The organism is Streptomyces sp. NPDC001492 (assembly GCF_053597275.1).
The window spans coordinates 106,139-128,295 of sequence record NZ_JBSFHW010000019.1 but is presented as its reverse complement, the minus strand read 5'-3'; the positions used below and the strand labels follow the sequence as shown (position 1 = coordinate 128,295).

The following is a 22,157-nucleotide window of genomic DNA, read 5'->3' as shown; positions in this document are numbered from 1 at the left end:
GTCGGCGGCACGTCGTACGATGCCCAGCGTGACGCACGACGACGCTCCGCTGCTCGCGGACCTCATGCCGTGGTCCGTCGCACCGCCGCGGCTCGGCCGGGGGTGGCCGACGGGCCCCGACGCCGCATCCCTCAAGGCTCGCTGGGACGCCCTGCTGAAGGCCGAGGGACCGGACCGCGAGGCCCTGTTCGAGCCGAGCCGTTCGCGCACCCTGCGCTCGGCGGTCGGCCAACTGCCGGGCCAGTCGAGCGGCACGGAGAAACTGATCCACACGTCGGATCCCTGCCCCGAGCCGGTGCGCGTCCTGCACGCGCCCTTCGACGAACAGTGGCTGATCCCCGACCACCGCCTGATCGACACGGCCCGCCCCGAGCTGTGGCGGGTGGCGGACGAACACCAGGTGTTCGTCGCCGAGACGCCCACGGGAAGCACCGGTCCGCACCTTCTGGCCACCTCACGCCTCCCCCTCCTGCGCCCCGGCCGCATCCGCCCGCTCTACCGCCGCCCGGGCGGCACGGAACCCAACCTGGTCCCGGGCCTGCTGGACCACTTGAGCACCCGCCTCGGCCACTCCCCCACCCCGCCGGACTTGCTCGCCTGGGTTCTGGCGGCCGTACGCCCGGACCTGACGGTCCCCCTCACCGAGGACGCCGAACTCTGGTCGCACGGCGTGGAGTTGGGCCGCCGCATCCTCTGGCTGATGCGCCGCAACGGCGACCGCCCCAGACTCCCGGGAGGCCGCCGCCCCTACGTCCGCGCCCCGCTGCCCTCCCGTCCCCTCACGATCGCCTACGACCGCGAGGAGGAAACCCTGCTGCTCGACGAGGGCCGCATCTCCCCGGTGCCACCGGAGGCCTGGGACTTCGAGGCGTCCGGCGTCCGGGTCCTGGAGCAGTGGTTCGCGACACGGACGGCGGAGGCGGAGCCGAGGACGCTGGCCGCGATCCGTCCGACGGCCTGGCCGCAGACCTGGACGTCGGAGCTGCTGGAGCTGATCACGGTATTGGCCCTGTTGGCCGAACTGCGGCCACAACAGGATGAGTTGACGGTGACGGCACCCATCACGGCTTCCGACCTGCACAAGGCGGGGGTGTTCCCGGCCCCGGAGGCGGCGCGGAAGCCGGCGTCCGTCCTCGATCACCACGAGGAAGGCCCGGAAGGCCAGTTCGCGTTGATCTAGTGCCTTTCGGGATCGAACCCGTCGAGCACCCGCTCCAGCGCGAGCTCGAAGACGGCGTCCAGATCGATCGGCCCGGGATCCTCCGTGAACGCCGCGGCCATCCGTGGATACGCCCCGCTCGCGACCTGGCCTCCCAGATACGCGATCCGCACCGCGTTCTCCTGCTCCTCCGACCACGGCAGGTTCCGCGTCCGCTCGGCCGTGGCCAGTTCATTGGCCACGTACATCGTCACGACGCCGTTGAGCAGCGCGACCAACTGCATCTTCATTCCGTACTTCATGCCTTCGAGCGGATCCAGACAGGCCAGACAGTGCTCCAGGTACCGCAGGGCGTTCGGGCTGAACCCGTACACGGGTGACATCAGCCGCGGCAGCCAGGGATGCCGGTGCATCAGCGAGCGGGTCTGACGAGCCACCCTCATCATGTCGCCCCGCCAGTCCCCCGACGGCTCCCACAGCTCGTGCTCGCCGCTGACCGCGTCCACCATCAGCTCGTACAGGTCCTCCTTGCGGGGGACGTAGTTGTACAGCGACATGGTCCCGCAGCCCAGTTCGGCCGCGACGTGCCGCATCGACACCGCGTCCAGCCCGCCCTCGTCGGCGACCTTCACCGCCGCCGCCGCGATGTCGGCCCGTGTGTAGGCCGGTCTCGGCCCCCGGCCCGTCCGCTCGGGACGAGCCCAGATCACTTCGGGTACCGCCGCTCGGCCCGCCATCGATCATCACCTCGCCCACCATCCTAGTTACGTACACCGTACGTAGTGCGCTATGGTCGAGACATGACTTCTACGTACGCTGTACTTAGTGAAGGTCTGGAGAAGAGGTTCGGCGCAGTGCACGCGGTGCGCGGGCTGGATCTCGCGGTGGCCCGGGGCACGGTCTGCGGTGTCCTCGGGCCGAACGGGGCGGGCAAGACGACGGCCGTACGACTGCTGACGACCCTGCTGCGGCCGGACGCGGGCTCGGCGCGGATCGCGGGGCACGACCTCGTCCGGGAGCCCTCTGAGGTCCGGCGCAGGATCGGGGTCACGGGGCAGTACGCGTCGGTCGACGGTGATCTCACGGGCCGTGAGAACCTGCGGCTGTTCGCGCGACTGCACCGGGTACGGGCGCCGGGGCAGCGCGCCGAGGAACTCCTCGAACGGTTCGGGCTGGCCGAGGCCGCCGGCCGGGCGGCGTCGACGTACTCCGGTGGCATGCGCCGCCGGCTGGACCTGGCGGCGAGTCTGATCCGCCGGCCCGAGGTGCTGTTCCTGGACGAGCCGACGACCGGACTCGACCCGGCCAGCCGCACTCTGATCTGGAAGGCCGTGCGCGAGCTCACGGCCGACGGCACGACGGTGCTGCTGACCACGCAGTACCTGGAGGAGGCCGACCAACTCGCCGACGACATCGCCCTGGTGGACCGCGGGCGGGTGGCACACTCGGGCTCGCCGGACCAGTTCAAGGCGCTCATCGGGGCCTATGTCGAGGTCGTCGTCGCGGACGCGGACATGATGGCGAAGGCGGCCGGAGTGCTCGATCAACTCACCGGAACCGAGCCGTCGTTCGACCGTGAACGCGACGCCGTCGGCGCGGTCACCAGGGACCGGACGCTCACCCTGCCCCGCCTGGTGCGCGAACTCGACGCGGCGGGCGTGCCGTTGCTCGACGTGACCCTGCGGCAGCCGACGCTCGACGAGGCCTTCATCCGACTGACCGCCGACATCAAGGAGCCCGCAGCATGAGCACGTTGGCGTACGACGGTCTCGCGATGGTCGGCCGGCAGCTGCGGCGGGTCCGCAACAGTCCCGGGCTGGCGATCCTCACCCAGGTCATGCCGATCAACATGCTGCTGTTCTTCGGCTACGTCTTCGGCAGCGCCCTCGCGATGCCCGGCCACGCGTACCGGTCCTTCCTGGTGCCGGGGCTGCTGGTCTCGACGGCCGCGGGCGGGCTGATGACCGGCATGTTCCAGGCGGCCGCCGACGCGCACCGCGGCGTGATGGACCGCTTCCGCGCGATGCCGGTGAGCCGCGCGGCCGTGCCGCTCGGGCAGGCGGTGGCCGACCTCGTGGTCACGGCGATCGGGACGGTTCCCCTGCTCCTGGTCGGCCTGGCGGTGGGCTGGCGGGTCGAGGGGTCCGCGCTCCGGGCCGTGGGCGCCGTGGGGCTGCTGCTCCTGTTCCGGTTCGCTTGCACGTCGATCGGGATCTTCCTCGGACTGCTCACTCGCAGCGAGGATGCGGCCGGGCAGCTCGGCGCCTCGACGTTCGTACTGCCGCTGCTGTCCAACGCGTACATCCCGACCGACGGCCTGCCGGGCTGGCTGCGCACGGTCGCCGAGTGGAATCCGATCAGCGCGGTGACGACGGCACTGCGGGACCTGTTCGGGAACGCGCCGGTGCCGGTGGATGCCGCCTGGCCGGTGGCGCATCCGATCGCCGGGTCACTGGTGTGGTGCGTGGCGCTGATCGCCGTGTTCATGCCGCTCTCGGTACGGAGGTACACGTACGGGGGCCGGTGATCTCAACAGCTGGGGGTCGACGGGCAGTTGTCTTCGGTGCAGAGCGGGTGGAACGCACCGAAGACACCGTCCATGACAGGGACACGCCCGAGTACGGGCTGCGAGCCGGTGCACCACTGCATGCCGTGGGGATGACGGACGACTGCCGCAGTACTGCACCGGACACACGAACGCCGGTACGGCTCAGCGCCCGCCGAACAGCGAACGGCGCAGTCGGCGCAGCGGCGCGAAGAGCAGCACATGGCTGATCCGGTTGCCGCTGGCGCTGCGCTCACGTGGGGTGTCACGCGCGGTCAGCTCACGCATCAGCGAGGTCGCCTCGGCCGTCTCGCGCTGCGGTACGGCCGGGCCGCCCAGCACCGAGAGATGGCGGTCGAGACGCGAACTGGTCGCACTGCTCCCGTAGGTGATCGCAGGGACCCTGGCCCTGCTGCGCATTGTTATCTGTTCCATGTCACTCCCCACCCGTACGAGTCCACCCGGCCCGGGCAGGGTAACCCTATCGCTCCCCCGAGGCACGCGTGTATCGCGGTCACAGGATTCACCTTCCCCATAAGGGCGTTGACGACTCCTCCATGGTCACTCTCCGAATCCAACCGATTTCAGGGCGAGTTGGACAATGGGCTGGCTGGTGGGCTGTGGTGAGCCACCGTCGGGCTCGACGGTCACTGCGAGTGACGTGGCCGACTTGCTCAGGTCGGTCGCGACCAAGGGCGTGTCGCCGCCCCCGAAGAGCCCGAGGGAGCGTGGTTGCACACCGGGGCGCATGAGCCAGAGCTGGTGCACGCGTCCGCTGGGCAGGGCTCCGTATCCGCTCAGCGTGACGACGGCCTGCCCCTCCGATGCGGAGGCCACGGCTCCGATACTTCGGCCCTGGGGGTCCTTGCGAGTGGTCGCCCGCGCGTCGGGAGCTGCGAGAACGTGGGCGATCTCACGTGCCTGGGCGCGCTCGGCGTCCAGCTTGTCCTGGGTCCGGTTCGCCTGGACGGCGAACAGCGAGGCGACGACGAGGGCCGCGGCCGCCGTCGCCGTGGCGAACGGCACGAAGAAGGGGCGGCGCTCACGCGGCGCACGGGAGCGTCCCGGCGGTGGTTGCGTGCCCCAGACGTGCGGCGGCAGCTGGGGCGTGCGCTCCCTGGCGACCGGCCCCGCCTCCTGGGGGGTGGCGCGAACGGCGGCGAGCACCCGGTCGCGCATCGCGGCCGGCGGCGGGGCGGCCGTGGACCAGGCGAGGCGGACGGCGTCCTCGGACAGGCCACGCACCTCGGCACGGCAGCGCTCGCAGTCCTTCAGGTGCCGCTCGAAGCGGACCCGCTCCGCGGGCTCCAGGGCGTCGAGCGCATAGGGGGCCGCGAGCGAGTGCAGATCCCCGCGGCCGAGCAGTCGGGCGAGCAGACTCATGCGACACCTCCCAGGCACTTGCGCAGCTGGGTGAGTCCGTCGCGCATCCGGGTCTTGACCGTGCCCAGCGGCAGCGAGAGCCGCTCGGCCACTTCACGGTACGTGTAGCCGTCGTAGTAGGCGAGGGTGACGGACTGGCGCTGCAGGGTGGTGAGGCGGTCCAGGCAGCGGCGTACCCACTCGCGTTCGAGACCCGCCTCGACCTCCTCGGTGACCTGGTCGAAGGCGGGATGGTGGGCCCGGCGCGCCTCGCGCTGCTCGCGGTCGACGGCCGCGCGGGCGCTGCGCACCCGGTCGACGGCGCGGCGGTGGGCGAGGGTGAGGATCCAGGACAGGGCGCTGCCGCGGCCGGGGTCGAACCGCGCGGCGGACCGCCAGAGTTCGAGCAGCACTTCCTGCGCCACCTCCTCCGACTGCGCGGGGTCGCGTACCACCCGGCGGACCAGTCCGAACACCGGACCGGACACCAGGCCGTACAGCTCCTCGAATGCCTTCTGGTCGCCGCCTGCCACGAGTACCAGAAGCTCGTCCGCCTCCACTCGGTCCCCCTCTCCCCGCCCGCATGGGCCCCGTCCCGTCACACCAGGCATTCGCAACGAACGCACCTCCGGATGGGGTACGGATCAGCGCGCCCGAAACGCGGGTCGGCACCTCACCAAAGAAGTTTCGCGGCTCGACTGAAACAAGATCAGGGCTTTGCCGTAAAGACCTTTGAGATTCCACCAATCCACTCCGGCGACCGCTCCGAATCAGCGTTCGTCAGGCAAGTTGGGACTGAGGACGGACGGCATGACACCTATCTCCAGGAGCGGCTCGGGACGCAGGAGCATCGCGACCCTGATAGCCAGTGCGCTGGCCGCCGGCGGGCTCGCGGCCGCCGGTGTGGCCACGCTGGAACCGGGGGCGGCATCCGCCTCCAGCCACCGGGAGGCCCCGCTGATCTCGGGGCAGCCCCAGTACGACAACACGGACCTGTACGCGTTCGTCAGCCCGGACAAGCCGGACACCACGACGGTCATCGCGAACTTCATCCCGTTCGAGGAACCGGCCGGCGGCCCGAACTTCTACCAGTTCGGCGACGACGCCCAGTACGACATCCACATCGACAACAACGGCGACGCGCAGGGGGACCTGCTGCTGCGCTACACGTTCCGCACGCAGACGAAGAACAAGAAGTCGTTCCTGTACAACACGGGCGTGGTCAGCAATCTGACCGACCCGGACCTGAACATCACGCAGACGTACAACATCGACCTGATCAAGCTGAAGAACCAGAGGGTCGTCTCGAAGACCAGGCTCGCCGACGACATTCCGGTGGCACCGTCGGACGTCGGCAAGGCGTCGATGCCCGACTACGGCAAGCTGCGCGACCAGGCGATCTACAAGCTCTCCAACGGCGGCCAGACCTTCGCCGGCCAGGCAGACGACCCGTTCTTCGCCGACCTGCGCGTCTTCGACCTGCTGTACGGCGGGAACCTCTCCGAGGTCGGCCGGGACACCCTCAAGGGCTACAACGTCAACTCGATCGCCCTGCAGCTGCCCACGGACATGCTCACGGAGTCCAAGCATCAGCCGGTCATCGGCGTCTGGTCGACCGTCGCGCGCAGGAACGCCCGGGGCTACTACGAGCAGGTCTCGCGCCTGGGCAACCCGCTGGTCAACGAGGTCGTCAACCCGCTGAAGGACAAGGACAAGTTCAACGCGTCCTCGCCGTGGGAGGACGGGCAGTTCCTGAAGAACGTGACCAACCCGGAGCTGCCGAAGCTCATCGAGGCGATCTACAAGATCAAGGCACCGTCGGAGCCGCGCAACGACCTCGTCGACGTGTTCCTGAAGGGCGTCAAGGGCCTCAACCAGCCGCCGTACGTGCGTCCGGCGGAGGAACTGCGCCTGAACACGTCGATCAAGCCGACCGCCTATCCGAAGCGGCTGGGCGTTCTCGACGGTGACAACGCGGGCTTCCCGAACGGGCGCCGGCTCACCGACGACGTGATCGACGAGGCGCTCCAGGTCGTGGAGGGCGAACTGGTCGGCTCGAAGAACGACCTGGGCGACGCGGTGGACAAGAACGACAAGGGCTTCGGCAAGTACTTCCCGTACCTGGCCAACCCGACCTCCGGTTCGCGCGGTGCGACCGCCAAGGGCGTCTCCAGCGGCAGCGACGTCAAGAGCCAGCTCGGTGACGCGCTGCAGCCCGCGTCGGCCGGCGGCATGAACAACACCACGCTGATCGCGGCTTCGGCCGGTGGCGGAGCTGCCGGTATCGCGCTGATCGGCGCGGGCCTCATGTGGTGGCGCCGGATGCGCAGCCGCGCGTACTAGCCCGCACTATTACCGGCGGACCGGGCGGTTTCTTCGGAGCGGCACCGCCCGGTCCGCGGGCTTCGGCCCATACACCCTGGAGGAGAGGGCATGGCCCCGGACACTGAGGACAACGAAGGCTTCGCGGAGAGTGCCACGGTTGCCGAGCCGGAGTTGGAAACAGCCGCCGGCTCCCCAGAAGGCGCGTCCGCCGACCAACGCGTTGCCGCGGTCCGGCGGGTCGCGGCCGCTGGGCGGCGGTGGCACATGGGGCAACTGGCCGGGATCGCCGCCCTGTTGGCTGTCGCACTCACCGGTGGGTCCATTGCTTACGGCGCCATCCGGGACGGGAACACCACGACCGTCTCCGCCGCGCCCAGTGCGCTGTCGCCGGCGTTGCTGAACAGCGGGGACATCGACGCGAGCATCCTCGCCCTGCAGGCCCATCTCAAGGCGCAGCCAAGGGACTTCGGGAGCTGGGCCGGTCTCGGGCTGGCGTATGTCGAACAGGCGCGCACCAAGGGTGACCCCTCCCGTTACCCGCAGGCCGACAGGGCCCTGAAGCGCTCGCTCGCCGTGAAGCCCGGCAACGAGCAGGCCATCACCGGGCAGGCAGCCCTCGCCGCGGCCCGGCACGACTTCAAGGACGCCCTGAAGTACGCCGACCAGGTGCTGAAGGAGAACCCCTACAGCCAAAGCGCCCTCTCCTCCCGTGTCGACGCCCTCGTCGAACTCGGCCGCTACGCCGACGCGTCGAAGGCGGCCGACACCGCGGACTCGCGGCGCCCGGGCATCCCCGTCTTCACGCGGTACGCGTATGTGCACGAGCTGCGCGGGGACGTGAAGACGGCCCGCCGGGTCCTGGAGCAGGCCCTCGGCACCGCGAGCACCAAGGGCGACATCTCCTACGTCGCCTTCCAGCTCGGCCAACTCGCCTGGAACCAGGGCGACTACAAGACGGCGGTCGACTACTACGCCCGCGCCCTCGCCGCCGACGACACCTACCTCCCGGCGCTGGAGGGCCGCGCCCGCGCCGAGTACGCGAGCGGCGACAAGGCGACCGGGCTCAGGGACATGGAGCAGCTCGTCGCCCGCTACCCGCTGCCCGGGCCGCTCGTGGAACTGGGCGAGATGTACGAGGACCGCGGCGCCGACGGCGACCGGGCGAAGGCCCGCGACCAGTACGCCCTCGTGGACGCCTGGATCGCCCTGGCCCGTGCCAACGGCGTCAACGCCGATCTCGACACCGCCCTCGCGGCGGCCGACCACGGCGACAAGGCCGCGGCCCTGCGCGCCGCCCGCGCCGAATGGGCCCGGCGCCACACCGTGCACACCGCGGACGCCCTGGCCTGGGCGCTGCACGTCAACGGCAAGGACAAGGAGGCTCTTCCGTACGCCCGGCAGGCGACGGCCACCGGCTACCGCAACGCCTCTTTCCTCTACCACCGCGGCATGATCGAACGCGCCACCGGCCACACCGAGGACGCCCGTGACTCCCTCAAGGCGGCGCTGAAACTCAACCCCGGCTTCTCGCCGCTGGGCGCCCGCGAAGCACGCACGGCACTCGCAGACCTGGAGGCGGCGAAGTGAACCCCCGTCGATTGCTCGCCTCCACCGGGGCCGTCCTCACGGCGGCCTGCGCGCTCGCGCTGGTACCTTCCACCGGCGCGAGCGCGCACCCCCTCGGCAACTTCACCGTCAACCGCTACGACGGCCTGGTCGCCGCCCCCGGCAAGCTCCGCGTCGACCACGTCGAGGACCTCGCCGAGATCCCGGCCACCCAGGCCAAGCCCGACATCAAGCGGCTCGGTATGAGCGAGTGGGCGAAGGAGCGGTGCGCGAAGGCGGCCGAAGGCAGCAAGGTCACGGTCGACGGACGGGCCAGCACGCTGACCGTGGGGAGCAGCAGGGCTCAGCTGCGGCCCGGGCAGGCCGGGCTGAACACCGTCCGGGTGGAGTGCCGGCTGACCGCGCCGCTCCCCAAGGGCGACACCGTGACCCTCGGCTTCCACAGCGAGGGCGCCACCTCCGGGCCCGGCTGGCGCGAGATCACCGCGCGCGGCGACCGGATGACGCTCACCGCGACGGACGTGCCCAGGGCCTCGGTCTCCCATGAACTCACCAGCTACCCCAAGGAGTTGCTCTCCTCCCCCGCCGACACCTCGACCGCCTCGCTGCGCGTGCGGCCCGGTGGACCGGCCCTGGTCGAAGAGCGCCAGAACGCCCCCGCGGCCTCCGTGCTGCCGCGCGGCGCGGACCGCTGGACGCAGGCCCTGAACAACCTGGTGGCCCGCCACGACCTCACCTTCGGCTTCGCCGCGCTCTCGCTGCTCATCGCGGTCGTCCTGGGCGCGATGCACGCGCTCGCCCCGGGACACGGCAAGACCCTGATGGCCGCGACGGCAGCCGCCCGCGGCGGCCGCGCCCGCCTCAAGGACGTCATGCCCCTGGCCGCCTCGGTCACGGTCACCCACACGCTGGGCGTGGTCGCCCTCGGCCTCCTGGTCACGGCGGGCTCCGCGGCGGCCCCCTCGGTGATCATCTGGCTGGGCATCGCGAGCGGCGTCATGGTGACCTGCGCGGGCGCAACCCTCGTACGCCGGGCCTGGCGCAACCGCGGCCCCGGCCCGGGACACACCCACGACCACGGGCACACCCACGACCACGACCATCCGCACCCGCACGGCCCCGGCGGGCACACGCATCCGCACGAGTCCGCCGAGCCCGAGGAACGCGCCCTGGTCCTGGTGGCCGCCCACACCGAAACCGCCTCGGCGGCAGCCGAGGCCCACTCCCACACGCACTCCCCCGGCCACACGCACGACCACGATCACGAACACGACCACCCTCACAGCCACGACCACGATCACGACCACCCTCACAGCCACGATCGCGACCACAGCCACACCCACCACTCCGACCACCCCCACCCCCACTCACACACCGTCGAGCACACCCACGGCGGTTTCACCCACACCCACTCCGTCGCCCCCACCCTGCGCGGCACGATCCTGCTGGGCTTCGCCGGTGGTCTCGTGCCCAGTCCCTCCGCGGTCGTCGTGCTCGTCGGCGCGGCGGCGCTCGGTCAGGCCTGGTTCGGGCTGCTGCTGGTCGTCGCGTACGGCGTCGGGCTCGCCCTCACCCTCACCGCGGCGGGGTTCGCCGTCGTCAAGCTGGGTACCGGGATGAACCGTGTGCTGGACAGGCGCCCCCGCTGGACCACCCACCCGATGGCGGCCCTCGTCCGCAGGACCGCGCCCCTGGGCTCGGCGTTCCTCGTCGTGGCTCTTGGGGTGGGACTGGTACTCAAGGGGGCCGCATCCGCACTCGGCTGAGCTACGTTGGGGAAGAAAACGCACGGAGTGGAGAAAGCACGCGGATGCGAATGGGGGACGCCCGTGTCCGAAGAATCGGGCAGTGAACGTCTGATCGCGGGCCGCTACCGTCTCCTGTCCCCCCTCGGCGAGGGCGGCATGGGAACCGTGTGGCGCGCCCGGGACGAGGTGCTGCACCGTGAGGTCGCCGTCAAGGAGGTGCGTGCGCCCGCCGGGCTGCCGGCTTCGGACGTGGAGCGGATGTACGCCCGGCTGGAGCGCGAGGCGTGGGCGGCCGCGCGGGTCGCCAACCGCAATGTCGTCACGGTGTACGACGTGGCGACCCAGGACGGCCGGCCGTGGATCGTCATGGAGCTGGTCCGCGGCATCTCGCTGGCCGAACTCCTGGACGCCGAGGGCCCGTTGGATCCGCGGCGCGCCGCACACATCGGCGCCGAGGTGCTCGCCGCGCTGCGGGCGGCGCACGAGGCCGGGGTACTGCACCGGGACGTGAAGCCGGCCAATGTGCTGCTGTCGAACGACGACCGGGTGGTGCTCACCGACTTCGGTATCGCGCAGGTCGAGGGCAGCTCGGCACTGACGATGACCGGGGAGGTGATCGGCTCGCCGGAGTTCCTGGCGCCGGAGCGGGCGCTGGGCCGCACGCCCGGCCCGGAGTCCGACCTGTGGTCGCTCGGCGTCCTGCTGTACGCGGCGGTCGAGGGCAACTCCCCGTTCCGCCAGGACACCCCGCTCAGCACCCTGCGCGCGATCGTCGACGAGGAGCTCCCGCCGCCGCACCGGGCCGGTCCGCTGACCCCCGTGGTCGAGGGGCTGCTGCGCAAGGACCCGGCCGAGCGGCTGCCGGCCGACCAGGCCGAGCAGGACCTGCGGATCATCGCGGCGGGCGGCACGCCCCACGCGTACGGCGCGCCGGTGTCTCCGTTCGCCCCGACGGTCGCGGCGTTCCCGCAGCCTCAGTCGCCGACGCCTGCGATGCCGTATCCGGTCGGACGGACGCAGCCGGTGCCGGGTCCCGGGACGACGGCGACGGCCGCACCGCCGCCGGAGCGCAACCGCCGGGCCGGTGTCGTCCTGCTCGTCGGGGTGCTCGTCCTCGCCCTGGCCATCGCGGGGCTGACGTACGCGCTGCTGAACCGCGACCACGGCGGCGGCGACAACAATGCCGGCACCCCCCGTTCGGACACCAGGACTCCGTCGACCGCCACGCACAGCAGCCCGGGCTCGGGCGCGAGCCCGACGCCGAGTCCGAGCAGCAGCGCCTCCACGGCGGCACCCCAGACCGTGAACGTCACGCTGTCCGGCTCGAACACCGACTACTCCGGCACCTGTCCGCCCGCCCGCAGCGACGCGCCCGAATTCACCGCGACCTTCACGGTCGGAAAGCTGCCGGCGGAGGTCAGTTACCGCTGGCTGTCGAAGGACGGGCAGATCATGGATCCGGGGTGGAAGACGCTGTCCTTCCCGCAGGGCGGCGGGAAGACCAAGCAGGACAGGGCGTTCGTGACGACGTACAACAACACCGGGACCTTCCGGAACTCGATCAGTGTCGAGGTGCGCTCGCCGAAGCAGACGACGTCCAACTCGGTTCCGTTCTCGGTGACCTGTGTGTCGGAGACCCCGACGGGCGGGGCCTCCTCCAGTACTTCGCCGTCTCCTTCCGGGTGATCAGGCCGCGCTGGTCAGGACGGGCAGATAGCCGCCCGACTGGCCGGCCGCGGTGGGGTGGTACGACTCGCCGATGTTGAACCACTCGACGCTGTGCAGCCAGGAGCTGCCGGAGCAGATCTCGTGGCCGGTGAAGGTGGTGCGGACGTCGCCGAAGGTGAAGCCGTGGTCGGCGGCGACCTTGGCGGTGGCGGTGTCCAGGTAGTCGGCCGCGTCGTTGATCGCCTTCCGCTTGGTCTCGGAGAGACCGAGGCAGGTGGTGCCGAGCTTGTAGAAGCGGGGGTAGCCGAGGACGACGACGTGGGCGTTCGGGGCCTTGGCGGTGATCGCCGAGTAGACGTTGTTCAGCTGTCCGGGGAGCGTCGAGTCGACGTACGCCTTCGCGGTGTTGATCCGGGAGAGGCAGGTGCTGTCGGACTGGAGCACACACGTCGTCATGACGTCGGAGAAGCCTGCGTCGTTGCCGCCGATGCTGATGGAGACCAGGCCGGTGGCGGAGCTGAGCGGACCCAGCTGACCTGACAGAACATCACCCGTACGGGCGCCCGAGCAGGCGGTGAAGTCGAACGTCGAGGGTGAGTGGGCGGCCGCCCAGAGGTTGGGGTAGGCCTTGGTGCTGCGCTTGCAGTCGCCGCTGGCGCTGATGTAGCTGCCGGTGCCGACGCCGGAGGAGTAGGAGTCGCCGAGGGCCACATAGCCGGTGGCTGCGGCCTGCCCGGACGCCTGCGCCGCCGTGGCCCCGGTGAGGGCCGTGCCGGTGGCGAGGAGGATCGAGCTCACGAAAACGGCAATTCGGGAACGTCTCATGGAACCTCCCTTTAGCAGGATCTCTGCCGTAACCGTCGTACCAATGACACGTGTCGATGGGAAGTGTCCATGTCAAGACTTTTCAGATCCTGACGGGTCACCACCGGCGCTTCACGGCATGTTTGATTACGTGCCCATGACAGGTTTGTTGACGACCCCTCAACTCCCTTGTCCCACACCCGCAGATGACCCATTCTTTACTTCGGCTTGGGACGGGAACGCGCCGTTCCGGGCTGTGCGTGCGACCTCGCGCGCACCCCCCACAGGCGTGCGCCCGACCCAGGCGTGCGCCGCCCAGAGGAGGACTCCCTCGTCATGGCACAACTGCGTAGCAGGAAGCTCCGGTTCGCCGCCGCCACCGGTCTGGCGACCGCCGCTCTCGTCGGCGGACTCACCACCCTCCCCGCCCAGGCCGCCCCGGCCGAGGGCAGGGTCCTGGCAGCCGGCTCCCCCACGGCGGTCAAGGACAGCTACATCGTCACCCTGAAGAAGAGCGCCGGCCTCAAGGCGGCCTCCAGCGCGGGCAAGGGCCTGATCAAGGAGTACGGCGGCACGGTCCGCAAGACCTTCGACACCGTGCTCAACGGGTACACCGCCACCCTCTCGGCGACCGAGGCGAAGAGACTCGCGGCCGACCCGTCGGTGGCCTCCGTCGAGCAGAACCAGACCGTCCACCTGACCGACACCACGCAGTCGAGCGCCCCTTGGGGCCTGGACCGCATCGACCAGGCCGCGCTGCCGCTGTCCGGCACGTACACCTACCCCGACAGTGCGGGCAGCGGCGTGACGGCATACGTCATCGACACCGGCGTCCGTATCACCCACAGCCAGATCAGCGGCCGCGCCTCCTACGGCTACGACGCGGTCGACGGCGACACCACCGCCTCCGACGGCAACGGCCACGGAACCCACGTGGCCACCACAATCGCGGGCTCGACCTACGGCGTCGCCAAGAAGGCGAAGATCGTGGCCGTCCGGGTGCTCGACAACAACGGCTCCGGCACCACCGCGGGCGTCATCGACGGCATCGAGTGGGTCACCGAGAACCACACCACGCCGGCCGTCGCGAACATGTCGCTGGGCGGTTCCGCCTCCTCCTCGCTGGACACGGCGGTCGCCAACTCCATAGCCAGCGGCGTGACGTACGCCGTCGCGGCGGGCAACAGCTCCGCCAACGCCTCCTCGTACTCCCCGGCCCGGGTCTCCACCGCGATCACGGTCGGCGCGACCACCAGCTCGGACGCCAAGGCCAGCTACTCCAACTACGGCTCGGTCCTGGACCTCTTCGCGCCCGGCTCCTCGATCACGGCGGGCTGGAACACCAGCGACACCGCGACCAACACCATCTCCGGTACGTCGATGGCCACTCCGCACGTCGCGGGCGCCGCGGCGGTCTACCTCGCGGGCCACACCTCGGCCACCCCCGCCCAGGTCGCCACGGCCCTGGTGAACGGCGCCACCTCCGGCGTGGTCACCAGCGCGGGCTCCGGCTCGCCCAACAAGCTCCTGAAGCTCGTGCCGTAGCACCGGCGCGAGGGGCCGGCTCGGCCTGAACCACGGTTCCCCGGAGGCAGTCGACGCCTCCGGGGAACACATGTTTAAAGCCGGATGAGAACAGTTGTGGGAGGGTTCCGTGTCTTGACGCCCCCTCTTGCGCTGCGCGACATTGAAGTCCGGCATCCGGCGCGCTGGGGGGCAAAGTCGCCAATGCAGACCATCCGTATCAAGAGACTCACCAACAGATCTTCGGCAGACGGCGGTTCGTCGACGGACGGCGCCGAGCGGGCGCGATCAGGACCGGGGAGGGACCTGTCGCCCCTGCTCGCGGGCGCCGCGACGGCCGTCGGGGGATTCGGCGCGCTGCTGGCGCTGGCCGACTCGGGCTCACCTCTGCGCGGGCCGCTCACCCTGTTTTTTCTGCTCGCCGCGCCCGCCACGGCCATCGGGGCCGCGCTGCGCGGGCTGGAGCCCTTCGGCCGCACACTCGCCGCGGTCGCGGGCGCAATTGTTCTCAACATGCTGGTGGCACAGGGCATGTTGGCCGTTCACCGGTGGTCGGTGCGCGGCGGAATCATCGCAGTAACCGTGATCAGTTTTTTCCTACTTCTAGGTTGTGTAACGGTCAAACCAACAAAAAGGTGAGGCCTCGTTCCAGGTCTTGCCATACGGGTTCAATCGTCAATACCGTCGTACATCTCACCCGCATCGGTCCATCATCGAGCGGCCCAGGGGAGGGCTCAGGACCGCGATGGTTCCCGGCGTGGGGCGCGGTAGGGGGGTGCCGTGCTCGGTGACCGCACTTGTGACCGGGTCGTGCCGCGCGACCGGCTGCCGTTCCACGGCAGACGGGCAGCTTTGCCAGCTCGCCGTCGGCGTGCACGGAGATCCATTTCGTCATGCCACAGGCGTGAAACCCCCCTTTCGAACCGGATACACAACCGGGCCGCCCAGGGGCGGGCGGTCCACCGGACGAGAGGGACCAGACTCATGAGTTCTGTTCTGCGGCCGGCGGCCACGGACCAAGGTCCGTCACTTGCCGGCCGATACCGGCCGATCTCCTCTCACCTGGCCATCGCGCCACCGGTGAGCGTGGTGATTCCCGCCATGAACGAGGCGGAGAATCTCCCGTACGTGTTCAAGACACTTCCGGACTGGATACACGAAGTCGTTCTGGTGGACGGCAATTCCACGGACGACACCGTCGAAGTGGCCCGGGACCTGTGGCCGAACGTCAAGGTCGTCGAGCAGCAGGGCAAGGGCAAGGGGGATGCCCTGATCACGGGGTTCGAGGCGTGCACCGGCGACATCATCGTGATGGTCGACGCGGACGGCTCGGCCGACGGCAACGAGATCGTGTCGTACGTGTCCGCCCTGGTCTCCGGCGCGGACTTCGCCAAGGGGTCCCGCTTCGCCAACGGCGGCGGCACCGACGACATGACGTTCATCCGCAAGCTGGGCAACTGGGCGCTGTGCACCATCGTCAACCGCAAGTTCGGCGCCCGCTACACGGACCTGTGCTACGGCTACAACGCGTTCTGGCGGCACTGCCTGGACAAGATCTCCCTGGACTGCACCGGTTTCGAGATCGAGACCCTGATCAACATCAGGGTGGTCAAGGCGGGGCTCAAGGTGCAGGAGATCCCGAGTTACGAGTACCTCCGCATCCACGGCGCGAGCAATCTGCGGGCCGTGCGGGACGGGTTCCGGGTGCTCAAGGTGATCCTCAAGGAGCGGTCGAACCGGCGCGCGCTGCGCAGTCAGGAACGCCACTCGCCGATGCTCGACTCGGTGCGGGGAGAGGTGTCTTGAGCGGTCTCGACATCTCCGTCGTGATCTGCGTCTACACCGAGGATCGCTGGGAGGACATCCTCGCGGCGGTCTCCTCGGTGCGCGCGCAGTCCCGTCCCGCGCTGGAGACCCTGCTGGTCGTCGACCACAATCCGGCTCTGCTGGACCGGCTCGCCAAGGAGTACAAGGACTACCAGGAGACCGGTGAGGTCCGCGTGCTCGCCAACGCGGGCCCCCGCGGGCTGTCCGCCGGCCGCAACACCGGTATCGCGGCCGCCCGGGGCGAGGTGATCGCGTTCCTCGACGACGACGCCGTGGCCGAGCGGGAGTGGCTGCGGCGTTTCGCCGAGGGGTACGCGGATCCGCGGGTGATGGCCGTCGGCGGCCGTACGATGCCGATCTGGGCCTCGGGCCGCCGTCCGGCCTGGTTCCCGGAGGAGTTCGACTGGGTGGTGGGCTGTACGTACAGGGGGCTGCCGCCGGGCCTGGTGCGGGTGCGCAACGTCCTCGGCGGCAACGCCTCGTTCCGCCGTACGGCGTTCGACGCGGCGGGCGGTTTCGCGACCGGTATCGGGCGGGACGGCGACAAGCGCCCGCTGGGCTGCGAGGAGACGGAGCTGTGCATCCGTCTGACCCGCGCCAGACCGGACGCGATCCTGCTGATCGACGACCGTGCGGTGATCCATCACCGGGTGCCCGAGGCGCGTGAGCACTTCGGGTACTTCCGCACGCGCGCGTACGCCGAGGGCCTGTCCAAGGCGCTGGTGGCGCGAAGTGTGGGGGCTGAGAAGGGACTTGAGTCCGAACGCCGGTACGCCACCCGGGTGCTGCCGGCCGGTGTGGTGCGCGGTCTGCGCGACGCCGTGCTGGCCCGGCCGGGGGGTGCGGGGCGGGCGGGCGCGATCGTCGCCGGGGTGCTGACGGCGGCGGGTGGGTACGTGGTGGGGAGCATCCGGGCCCGCAAGGGCGGTGCCACGTTCTCCGTGGTCGGGATCGAGGGGGGATCTCAATGAGCGAAGCGCCCGTACCGGTTCTCATGTACCACTCGGTCGCGACCGCGCCGAACGACGCCACCCGCACGCTGTCGGTGGCGCCGGAGGCGTTCGCCGAACAGATGGCGATGATCGGCGACCTGGGGCTCACCCCGGTCAACACAGCGGATCTGGCGTCGAGTTGGCGGTCGGGCCGCTCCCTGCCGCCGCGCCCGGTGCTGATCACCTTCGACGACGGCTACGAGGGGGTGCACCGGCACGCGCTGCCGGTGCTCGCCAAGCACGGCTTCGCGGCCACGCTGTTCGTCTCCACCGGCTGGATCAAGGGCGCGTACGACACCGGGGGCGGCCTCGACACGATGCTGGACTGGGAGCAGGTGCGCGAACTGGCGGCCGCGGACGTCGAGATCGGCGGCCACAGCCACACCCACCCGCAGCTCGACCAGCTCGACGACGCATCGCTGCGGCACGAGCTGATCCACTGCAAGGAGATCGTCGCCGACGAACTGGGCACCGTCCCGGTCTCCTTCGCCTACCCCTACGGCTACTCCAGCCGCCGGGTGCGCCGGGCGGTCCGCGAGACGGGGTACGCCCAGGCGCTCGCCGTCGGCAACGGCCTCGCGCGCCGCCGGCAGGGGCCGTACGCCCTCCAGCGTGTGACCGTGCGCCGCAGCACGGGCATCGAGGAGTTCGAGCGGTTGGTCGAGGGCCGAGCGATCGCCCGCACCTTCGCCGGGGACCGTGCCCTCACCAAGGGGTACGCCCTGGTCCGCAGAGCACGACAGGTCCGCCGGAAGGCCATCCGTTCCCGTGTCTGACACGACCACGACGACCGAGGCGAAGCAGCCCGCGACCGAGGCGCCCGAGCAGTCGGGGCGCCGTCTTCGGCTGCCCGGGATGGGCAGCTCCAAGGGCGGCAGTCCGCTGTTCCGCAACGCCTACGCCCTGATGCTCAACACCGGTATCTCCGCGGTGCTGGGCCTGGGCTACTGGCTGATCGCCGCCCGCTACTACTCCGAGTCCGCGGTGGGCCAGGGTTCGGCCGCCATCGCCGCGATGAAGCTGCTGGCCGGGCTGACGGCGGTGACCCTGACGGGCGCCCTGGCCCGGTTCATCCCGGTCGCCGGGCGCCACACCGGACGGCTCATCTTCCGTACGTACGCGGCGAGTTGTGTGGTGGTGTCGTTCGCGGCGGGGATCTTCCTGCTGACCCTCAGCACCTGGGGGCCGTCGTACCACTTCCTGCACGGGCCGATCAAGGGCCTCGGCTTCATCATGGCCGTGGCCTCCTGGAACCTGCTGACGCTGCAGGACGGGGTGCTGACCGGGCTGCGGAGTGCGCCGTGGGTGCCGGTCGGCAACACGGTGTTCTCGGCGGTGAAGCTGGCGCTGCTGGTCGGACTCGCCGCCAGCATGCCCACGACCGGTGTGTTCGTCTCCTGGGTGCTGGCGATCGCCACCTCCGTGGTGCCGCTCGGCCTGCTGGTGTTCCGGCGGCTGGTCCCCCGGCACATCGAGGCCACGGCGGACCACGCCAAACCGCCGACACTGAAGGAGATCGGCAGGTTCCTGGCGGGCGACTACACCGGCTCGCTGTTCTCGCTCGCCGTGGTCTATCTGATCCCGGTGATCATCGCCTCGCAGGTCAGCTCCGAGGACAACGCGTACTTCTACATCACCACGACGATCGGCGGCACGATCAACCTGCTGGCCATCAACATGGGCGCCTCGCTGACCGTGGAGGGCTCGCACGACCCGGGCCGGCTGTCCGCCAACACCCGGGCGGCGCTCAGGCGGATGGCGCGGATCATGCTGCCGATCTGCGGGCTGCTGTTCCTCGGCGCGCCGTGGATCCTCGGTGTCTTCGGCCAGGGCTACGCGGACGCGGCGACGCCGCTGCTGCGCTGGTTCGCGGTCGGCGCGCTGCTCAGGGTCGTCATGGAGACGTACTTCGCGGTGCTGCGCGCGCAGAGCCGCACCGCGGGACTGGCCTGGCTGCAGGGCCTGTTGTGCGCCCTGGTGCTCGGTCTGACGCTGCTGCTGCTCCCCCGCATGGGGCTGACCGGCGCGGGCGTCGCCGAGATCTCCTCGCTCGCGGTGATCGTCACCATCGCCGCGCCCAAGCTGTACCGGACGGTCCGGGCCGCGCCGGCCGACGCCGTCCCGGAGGACGCGGCGCCCGACGGGGACCTCGCCGACCTGGGGGCGCGCGAGGTCCCGGCCACCGAGAAGCCCCGCCGACGCGGACCCGCCTGGGCGCTGGACACCGACACCCTCGCCCTCGGTATCCACGTCGACTTCGACCACCTGGAACGCCGTCCCGACGTCCGCCCGGGCCCGGGCACGCCACCCGCCGGCACCCCCGTCGTACGCGTCGACCACCGGCCGACCTGGGCGAAGAACCCTGAGGTCGGGCTGCCCGTCGAAGAGCGCGAACCGGGGTCCGAAGCCTCCCTGGGACCCGCCGAGATGGAGGTGGACGCGCCGTTCGAGACCGAGTTCGAGCCCGGCTTCGACGCGGGTTTCGACGGGGGGCTCCGCAGGGGCCTCGACGCGGGCGAGAGAGTCGTACGGAAGACGGAGGCGCCGCTCGTACCGGAAGAGGCGCCCGTGTCAGGGCCCCAGCCGCCGCCGCTCTCCTGGCGGGAGCGGTTGCGGCCCACCCGTCCCGGAGTCGTCCTCGGCTGTCTGCTGGTGACCGCTCTGCTGCTGTACTGGGTGCCCGCGCTGCGCCTGGGCGAGGCGGATCTGGACCGGATGGGCGGGCTCGGCCTGATCTCGGTGCTGCCGCTGCCGACGCTGGTCGGGGCGGCCCTGCTGGTCGCGGTGTTCGCCTCGCTGCTGTGGCTGGGCCGGGAGCACAAGGCGCTGCTGCTGGTCACCCTGGTGGCCACCGTGGTGTCGCTGCATGCGCTGCCCGCGGTGATCGAGACCGAGCCGCGGTTCCCGACGGCCTGGCAGCACCTCGGGTTCCTCGACCACATCGACCGCACCGGGTCCGCCGTACCGGACCTGGACGCACGCTGGAGCTGGCCGGGCTTCTTCGCGGTGGCCGCGTTCGTCACGAAGGCCTGCGGGGTCACCGACCTCACCGAGCTCATCCGCTGGTGGCCGCTGACCATCCAGCTCCTGTATCTGGCCCCGATGTTCCTGCTCGTGCGCTCGCTGCGGGCGAGCTGGCGCGCCAAGTGGACCGGCATCTGGGTCTTCGTGCTCAGCAGCTGGGTGGGCCAGGACTACTTCTCCCCGCAGGGCTTCACCTACCTCCTCTATCTCGCCTTCGTCGCCATCCTGCTGGTCTGGTTCCGTGAGCCGCGGGTGATCTGGACGAGGAAGCGGCCGGGCGAGGCGGAGGTCGAGCCGGCGAACCGCCGCCAGAAGGCCGTCCTGCTCGGGGTGCTGATCGGCCTGTTCATGGCGAGCGTCCCGGCGCACCAGCTCACCCCGTTCGTGATGCTGGGCGTCCTCGCGGCACTCGTCCTGATCGGCAGGTCCGAACTGCGCGGCCTGCCCATCCTGTTCGCCGTGGTGGTCGCGGTGTGGATCGGCTTCATGGCCGAGCCGTACTGGTCCGGGCACTTCAACGAGCTGTTCGGCGGGGTAGGCGGCGTCGGCAGCAATGTCTCCACCTCGGTCTCCGGCCGTATCCAGGGCGGCGACTCGACCCACAAGCTGGTCCTGTACGCGCGCGTGCTGCTGGCCGGCGGTGTGATGGCGTTCGCCTGCTGGGGCTGGTGGCGGCGGCGCGACCACAAGTACCGGGAGCGCTCGCTGCTGGTGCTGACGTTCGTCCCGTTCCTCGGCTTCGGCATGCAGTCCTACGGCGGCGAGATGGCCCTGCGCGTCTTCATGTTCGCGGTGCCGGGCGCGGCCCTCCTCGGCGGCCTCGCCCTGTTCCCGCGCACCGGCGTCACCGCCGAGGAACGCGACAGGGACCGCGTGAGCCTGGCCCCGCTGGCCGCGCTGATGGCGGGCCTGGTCCTGATGGGCGGCTTCCTGGTGGCCCGTTGGGGCAACGAGCCGTTCGAACGGGTCCGGCCCGGCGAGGTCGCCGCCATGGACTACGTGTACGCCCACGACAAGCCGACCGTCCGGCTGCTGTGGCTGAGCAACGACACGGTCAACGACGTGACGCCGGCGATGCCGTGGGGCGCGAAGGACATGGAGCGGGTCAACTACGTGCCCACGCTGGCGCCCGCCGATCCGGTGCTGGTGTCGGGCCTGGTCAAGGCGCTCAAGGACGCGGGCCCGAACTCGTATCTGATGGTGAACGAGAGCCAGACGACGTATCTCGAGATGGACGTGGGCTACTCGGACACCTGGGAGCCCCGGCTGATCCAGAACCTGGACCAGCGGCCCGAGCTGAAGAAGGTGTACGTCAACGACGACGCCACCGTCTACGCCCTCAGGAAGCAGCCCGAGGGCAAGGTGGCGAAGCCGGATCCGGGTCCGATCGGACCGCAGATCACCTGGACGCCGTGGTCGGTCGTCGGCGCCCTGGCCGCCCTCGCGCTGATCGTGCTGCTGACGGCGCGCGAGGTGGTGCGGGTCGCGGTGCGGCCGGGCGTGCGGCAGCTGCGGTGGCTGCAGAGCAGCTTCTGGTTCTCGCTGCCGCTGCTGGCGGTGCTGCTGGCCTCGCTGGTGCAGCGGTTCCTGACGATGAAGTGAGCTCGCGTGGG

General features: G+C 70.5%; 18 protein-coding genes. 13 read left to right on the top strand and 5 right to left on the bottom strand.

The features are described from left to right. The first annotated feature begins 19 nt into the window (after positions 1-19). The gene (locus ACWC1K_RS24210; protein WP_450834159.1) at positions 20-1,180 is read left to right on the top strand and encodes a type ISP restriction/modification enzyme; all 1,161 of its coding nucleotides are present in this window, start codon (positions 20-22) and stop codon (positions 1,178-1,180) included. Here ACWC1K_RS24210 and ACWC1K_RS24205 read toward each other — a convergent pair. Continuing rightward, positions 1,177-1,896, bottom strand: coding sequence for a TetR/AcrR family transcriptional regulator (locus ACWC1K_RS24205; RefSeq protein WP_450834157.1), 720 nt, complete (start codon positions 1,894-1,896; stop codon positions 1,177-1,179). The two genes, ACWC1K_RS24210 and ACWC1K_RS24205, sit on opposite strands and share 4 nt — an antisense overlap. A 63-nt stretch (positions 1,897-1,959) precedes the next feature. Here ACWC1K_RS24205 and ACWC1K_RS24200 point away from each other — a divergent pair, with 63 nt between their 5' ends. Further along, positions 1,960-2,907: an ATP-binding cassette domain-containing protein gene (locus ACWC1K_RS24200; protein WP_450834155.1), complete on the top strand. Its 948-nt coding sequence runs from the start codon at positions 1,960-1,962 to the stop codon at positions 2,905-2,907. Next, positions 2,904-3,686 (top strand): ABC transporter permease, encoded by a 783-nt coding sequence (locus ACWC1K_RS24195; protein WP_450834154.1) that lies wholly within the window; start codon positions 2,904-2,906, stop codon positions 3,684-3,686. The genes ACWC1K_RS24200 and ACWC1K_RS24195 overlap by 4 nt, the downstream gene beginning before the upstream one ends. A 183-nt stretch (positions 3,687-3,869) precedes the next feature. On the opposite strand, the gene ACWC1K_RS24190 is transcribed toward ACWC1K_RS24195, so the two are convergent. From ACWC1K_RS24190 to ACWC1K_RS24180, 3 genes are all read right to left on the bottom strand, one after another. Next, entirely contained in the window at positions 3,870-4,139 is a 270-nt protein-coding gene (locus ACWC1K_RS24190) for a hypothetical protein (protein ID WP_450834152.1), read from the bottom strand. Between the two features lie 126 nt (positions 4,140-4,265). Further along, the gene (locus tag ACWC1K_RS24185; protein WP_450834151.1) at positions 4,266-5,087 is read right to left on the bottom strand and encodes an anti-sigma factor; all 822 of its coding nucleotides are present in this window, start codon (positions 5,085-5,087) and stop codon (positions 4,266-4,268) included. Further along, complete coding sequence (locus tag ACWC1K_RS24180; protein ID WP_266953822.1) at positions 5,084-5,626, bottom strand: sigma-70 family RNA polymerase sigma factor; 543 nt, start codon at positions 5,624-5,626, stop codon at positions 5,084-5,086. Before ACWC1K_RS24180 ends, ACWC1K_RS24185 begins: the two co-directional genes overlap by 4 nt. Positions 5,627-5,876: 250 nt before the next feature. Here ACWC1K_RS24180 and ACWC1K_RS24175 point away from each other — a divergent pair, with 250 nt between their 5' ends. The 4 genes from ACWC1K_RS24175 (at position 5,877) to ACWC1K_RS24160 (ending at position 12,391) form a co-directional block, all read left to right on the top strand. Beyond that, on the top strand, positions 5,877-7,409 hold the full coding sequence (locus tag ACWC1K_RS24175; protein ID WP_450834149.1) for a DUF4331 domain-containing protein: 1,533 nt from the start codon (positions 5,877-5,879) through the stop codon (positions 7,407-7,409). Between the two features lie 90 nt (positions 7,410-7,499). Beyond that, on the top strand, positions 7,500-8,978 hold the full coding sequence (locus ACWC1K_RS24170; protein ID WP_450834147.1) for a tetratricopeptide repeat protein: 1,479 nt from the start codon (positions 7,500-7,502) through the stop codon (positions 8,976-8,978). Further along, on the top strand, positions 8,975-10,723 hold the full coding sequence (locus tag ACWC1K_RS24165; RefSeq protein ID WP_450834145.1) for an urease accessory protein UreH domain-containing protein: 1,749 nt from the start codon (positions 8,975-8,977) through the stop codon (positions 10,721-10,723). Before ACWC1K_RS24170 ends, ACWC1K_RS24165 begins: the two co-directional genes overlap by 4 nt. Before the next feature lie 63 nt (positions 10,724-10,786). Next, on the top strand, positions 10,787-12,391 hold the full coding sequence (locus ACWC1K_RS24160; RefSeq protein ID WP_450834143.1) for a protein kinase domain-containing protein: 1,605 nt from the start codon (positions 10,787-10,789) through the stop codon (positions 12,389-12,391). Here the strand turns inward: ACWC1K_RS24160 and ACWC1K_RS24155 are convergent, their stop codons facing one another. Then, on the bottom strand, positions 12,392-13,198 hold the full coding sequence (locus tag ACWC1K_RS24155; RefSeq protein WP_450834141.1) for an SGNH/GDSL hydrolase family protein: 807 nt from the start codon (positions 13,196-13,198) through the stop codon (positions 12,392-12,394). Between the two features lie 315 nt (positions 13,199-13,513). On the opposite strand from ACWC1K_RS24155, the gene ACWC1K_RS24150 reads away from it, so the two are divergent. From ACWC1K_RS24150 to ACWC1K_RS24125, 6 genes are all read left to right on the top strand, one after another. After that, positions 13,514-14,722: a S8 family peptidase gene (locus ACWC1K_RS24150; protein ID WP_450834139.1), complete on the top strand. Its 1,209-nt coding sequence runs from the start codon at positions 13,514-13,516 to the stop codon at positions 14,720-14,722. Positions 14,723-14,905: 183 nt separating this feature from the next. Then, a complete protein-coding gene (locus ACWC1K_RS24145; RefSeq protein ID WP_450834137.1) occupies positions 14,906-15,340 on the top strand; it encodes a hypothetical protein in 435 nt (144 codons plus the stop codon). Positions 15,341-15,685: 345 nt separating this feature from the next. Then, on the top strand, positions 15,686-16,507 hold the full coding sequence (locus ACWC1K_RS24140) for a glycosyltransferase family 2 protein (protein ID WP_450834135.1): 822 nt from the start codon (positions 15,686-15,688) through the stop codon (positions 16,505-16,507). Continuing rightward, positions 16,504-17,499: a glycosyltransferase family 2 protein gene (locus ACWC1K_RS24135; RefSeq protein WP_450834133.1), complete on the top strand. Its 996-nt coding sequence runs from the start codon at positions 16,504-16,506 to the stop codon at positions 17,497-17,499. Before ACWC1K_RS24140 ends, ACWC1K_RS24135 begins: the two co-directional genes overlap by 4 nt. Continuing rightward, positions 17,496-18,296, top strand: a complete 801-nt coding sequence (locus tag ACWC1K_RS24130; protein ID WP_450834132.1) for a polysaccharide deacetylase family protein — start codon at positions 17,496-17,498, stop codon at positions 18,294-18,296. Before ACWC1K_RS24135 ends, ACWC1K_RS24130 begins: the two co-directional genes overlap by 4 nt. Then, positions 18,289-22,146, top strand: a complete 3,858-nt coding sequence (locus tag ACWC1K_RS24125) for a lipopolysaccharide biosynthesis protein (protein ID WP_450834131.1) — start codon at positions 18,289-18,291, stop codon at positions 22,144-22,146. Before ACWC1K_RS24130 ends, ACWC1K_RS24125 begins: the two co-directional genes overlap by 8 nt. Positions 22,147-22,157 lie beyond the last annotated feature (11 nt).

What these genes read in the sequence shown, in the direction of transcription:
- ACWC1K_RS24210 (WP_450834159.1), top strand. Translation starts at nt 20, where the DNA reads ATGCCCAGCGTGACGCACGACGACGCTCCGCTGCTCGCGGACCTCATG.
- ACWC1K_RS24205 (WP_450834157.1), bottom strand. Translation starts at nt 1,896, where the DNA reads ATGGCGGGCCGAGCGGCGGTACCCGAAGTGATCTGGGCTCGTCCCGAG.
- ACWC1K_RS24200 (WP_450834155.1), top strand. Translation starts at nt 1,960, where the DNA reads ATGACTTCTACGTACGCTGTACTTAGTGAAGGTCTGGAGAAGAGGTTC.
- ACWC1K_RS24195 (WP_450834154.1), top strand. Translation starts at nt 2,904, where the DNA reads ATGAGCACGTTGGCGTACGACGGTCTCGCGATGGTCGGCCGGCAGCTG.
- ACWC1K_RS24190 (WP_450834152.1), bottom strand. Translation starts at nt 4,139, where the DNA reads ATGGAACAGATAACAATGCGCAGCAGGGCCAGGGTCCCTGCGATCACC.
- ACWC1K_RS24185 (WP_450834151.1), bottom strand. Translation starts at nt 5,087, where the DNA reads ATGAGTCTGCTCGCCCGACTGCTCGGCCGCGGGGATCTGCACTCGCTC.
- ACWC1K_RS24175 (WP_450834149.1), top strand. Translation starts at nt 5,877, where the DNA reads ATGACACCTATCTCCAGGAGCGGCTCGGGACGCAGGAGCATCGCGACC.
- ACWC1K_RS24170 (WP_450834147.1), top strand. Translation starts at nt 7,500, where the DNA reads ATGGCCCCGGACACTGAGGACAACGAAGGCTTCGCGGAGAGTGCCACG.
- ACWC1K_RS24155 (WP_450834141.1), bottom strand. Translation starts at nt 13,198, where the DNA reads ATGAGACGTTCCCGAATTGCCGTTTTCGTGAGCTCGATCCTCCTCGCC.
- ACWC1K_RS24150 (WP_450834139.1), top strand. Translation starts at nt 13,514, where the DNA reads ATGGCACAACTGCGTAGCAGGAAGCTCCGGTTCGCCGCCGCCACCGGT.
- ACWC1K_RS24145 (WP_450834137.1), top strand. Translation starts at nt 14,906, where the DNA reads ATGCAGACCATCCGTATCAAGAGACTCACCAACAGATCTTCGGCAGAC.
- ACWC1K_RS24140 (WP_450834135.1), top strand. Translation starts at nt 15,686, where the DNA reads ATGAGTTCTGTTCTGCGGCCGGCGGCCACGGACCAAGGTCCGTCACTT.
- ACWC1K_RS24130 (WP_450834132.1), top strand. Translation starts at nt 17,496, where the DNA reads ATGAGCGAAGCGCCCGTACCGGTTCTCATGTACCACTCGGTCGCGACC.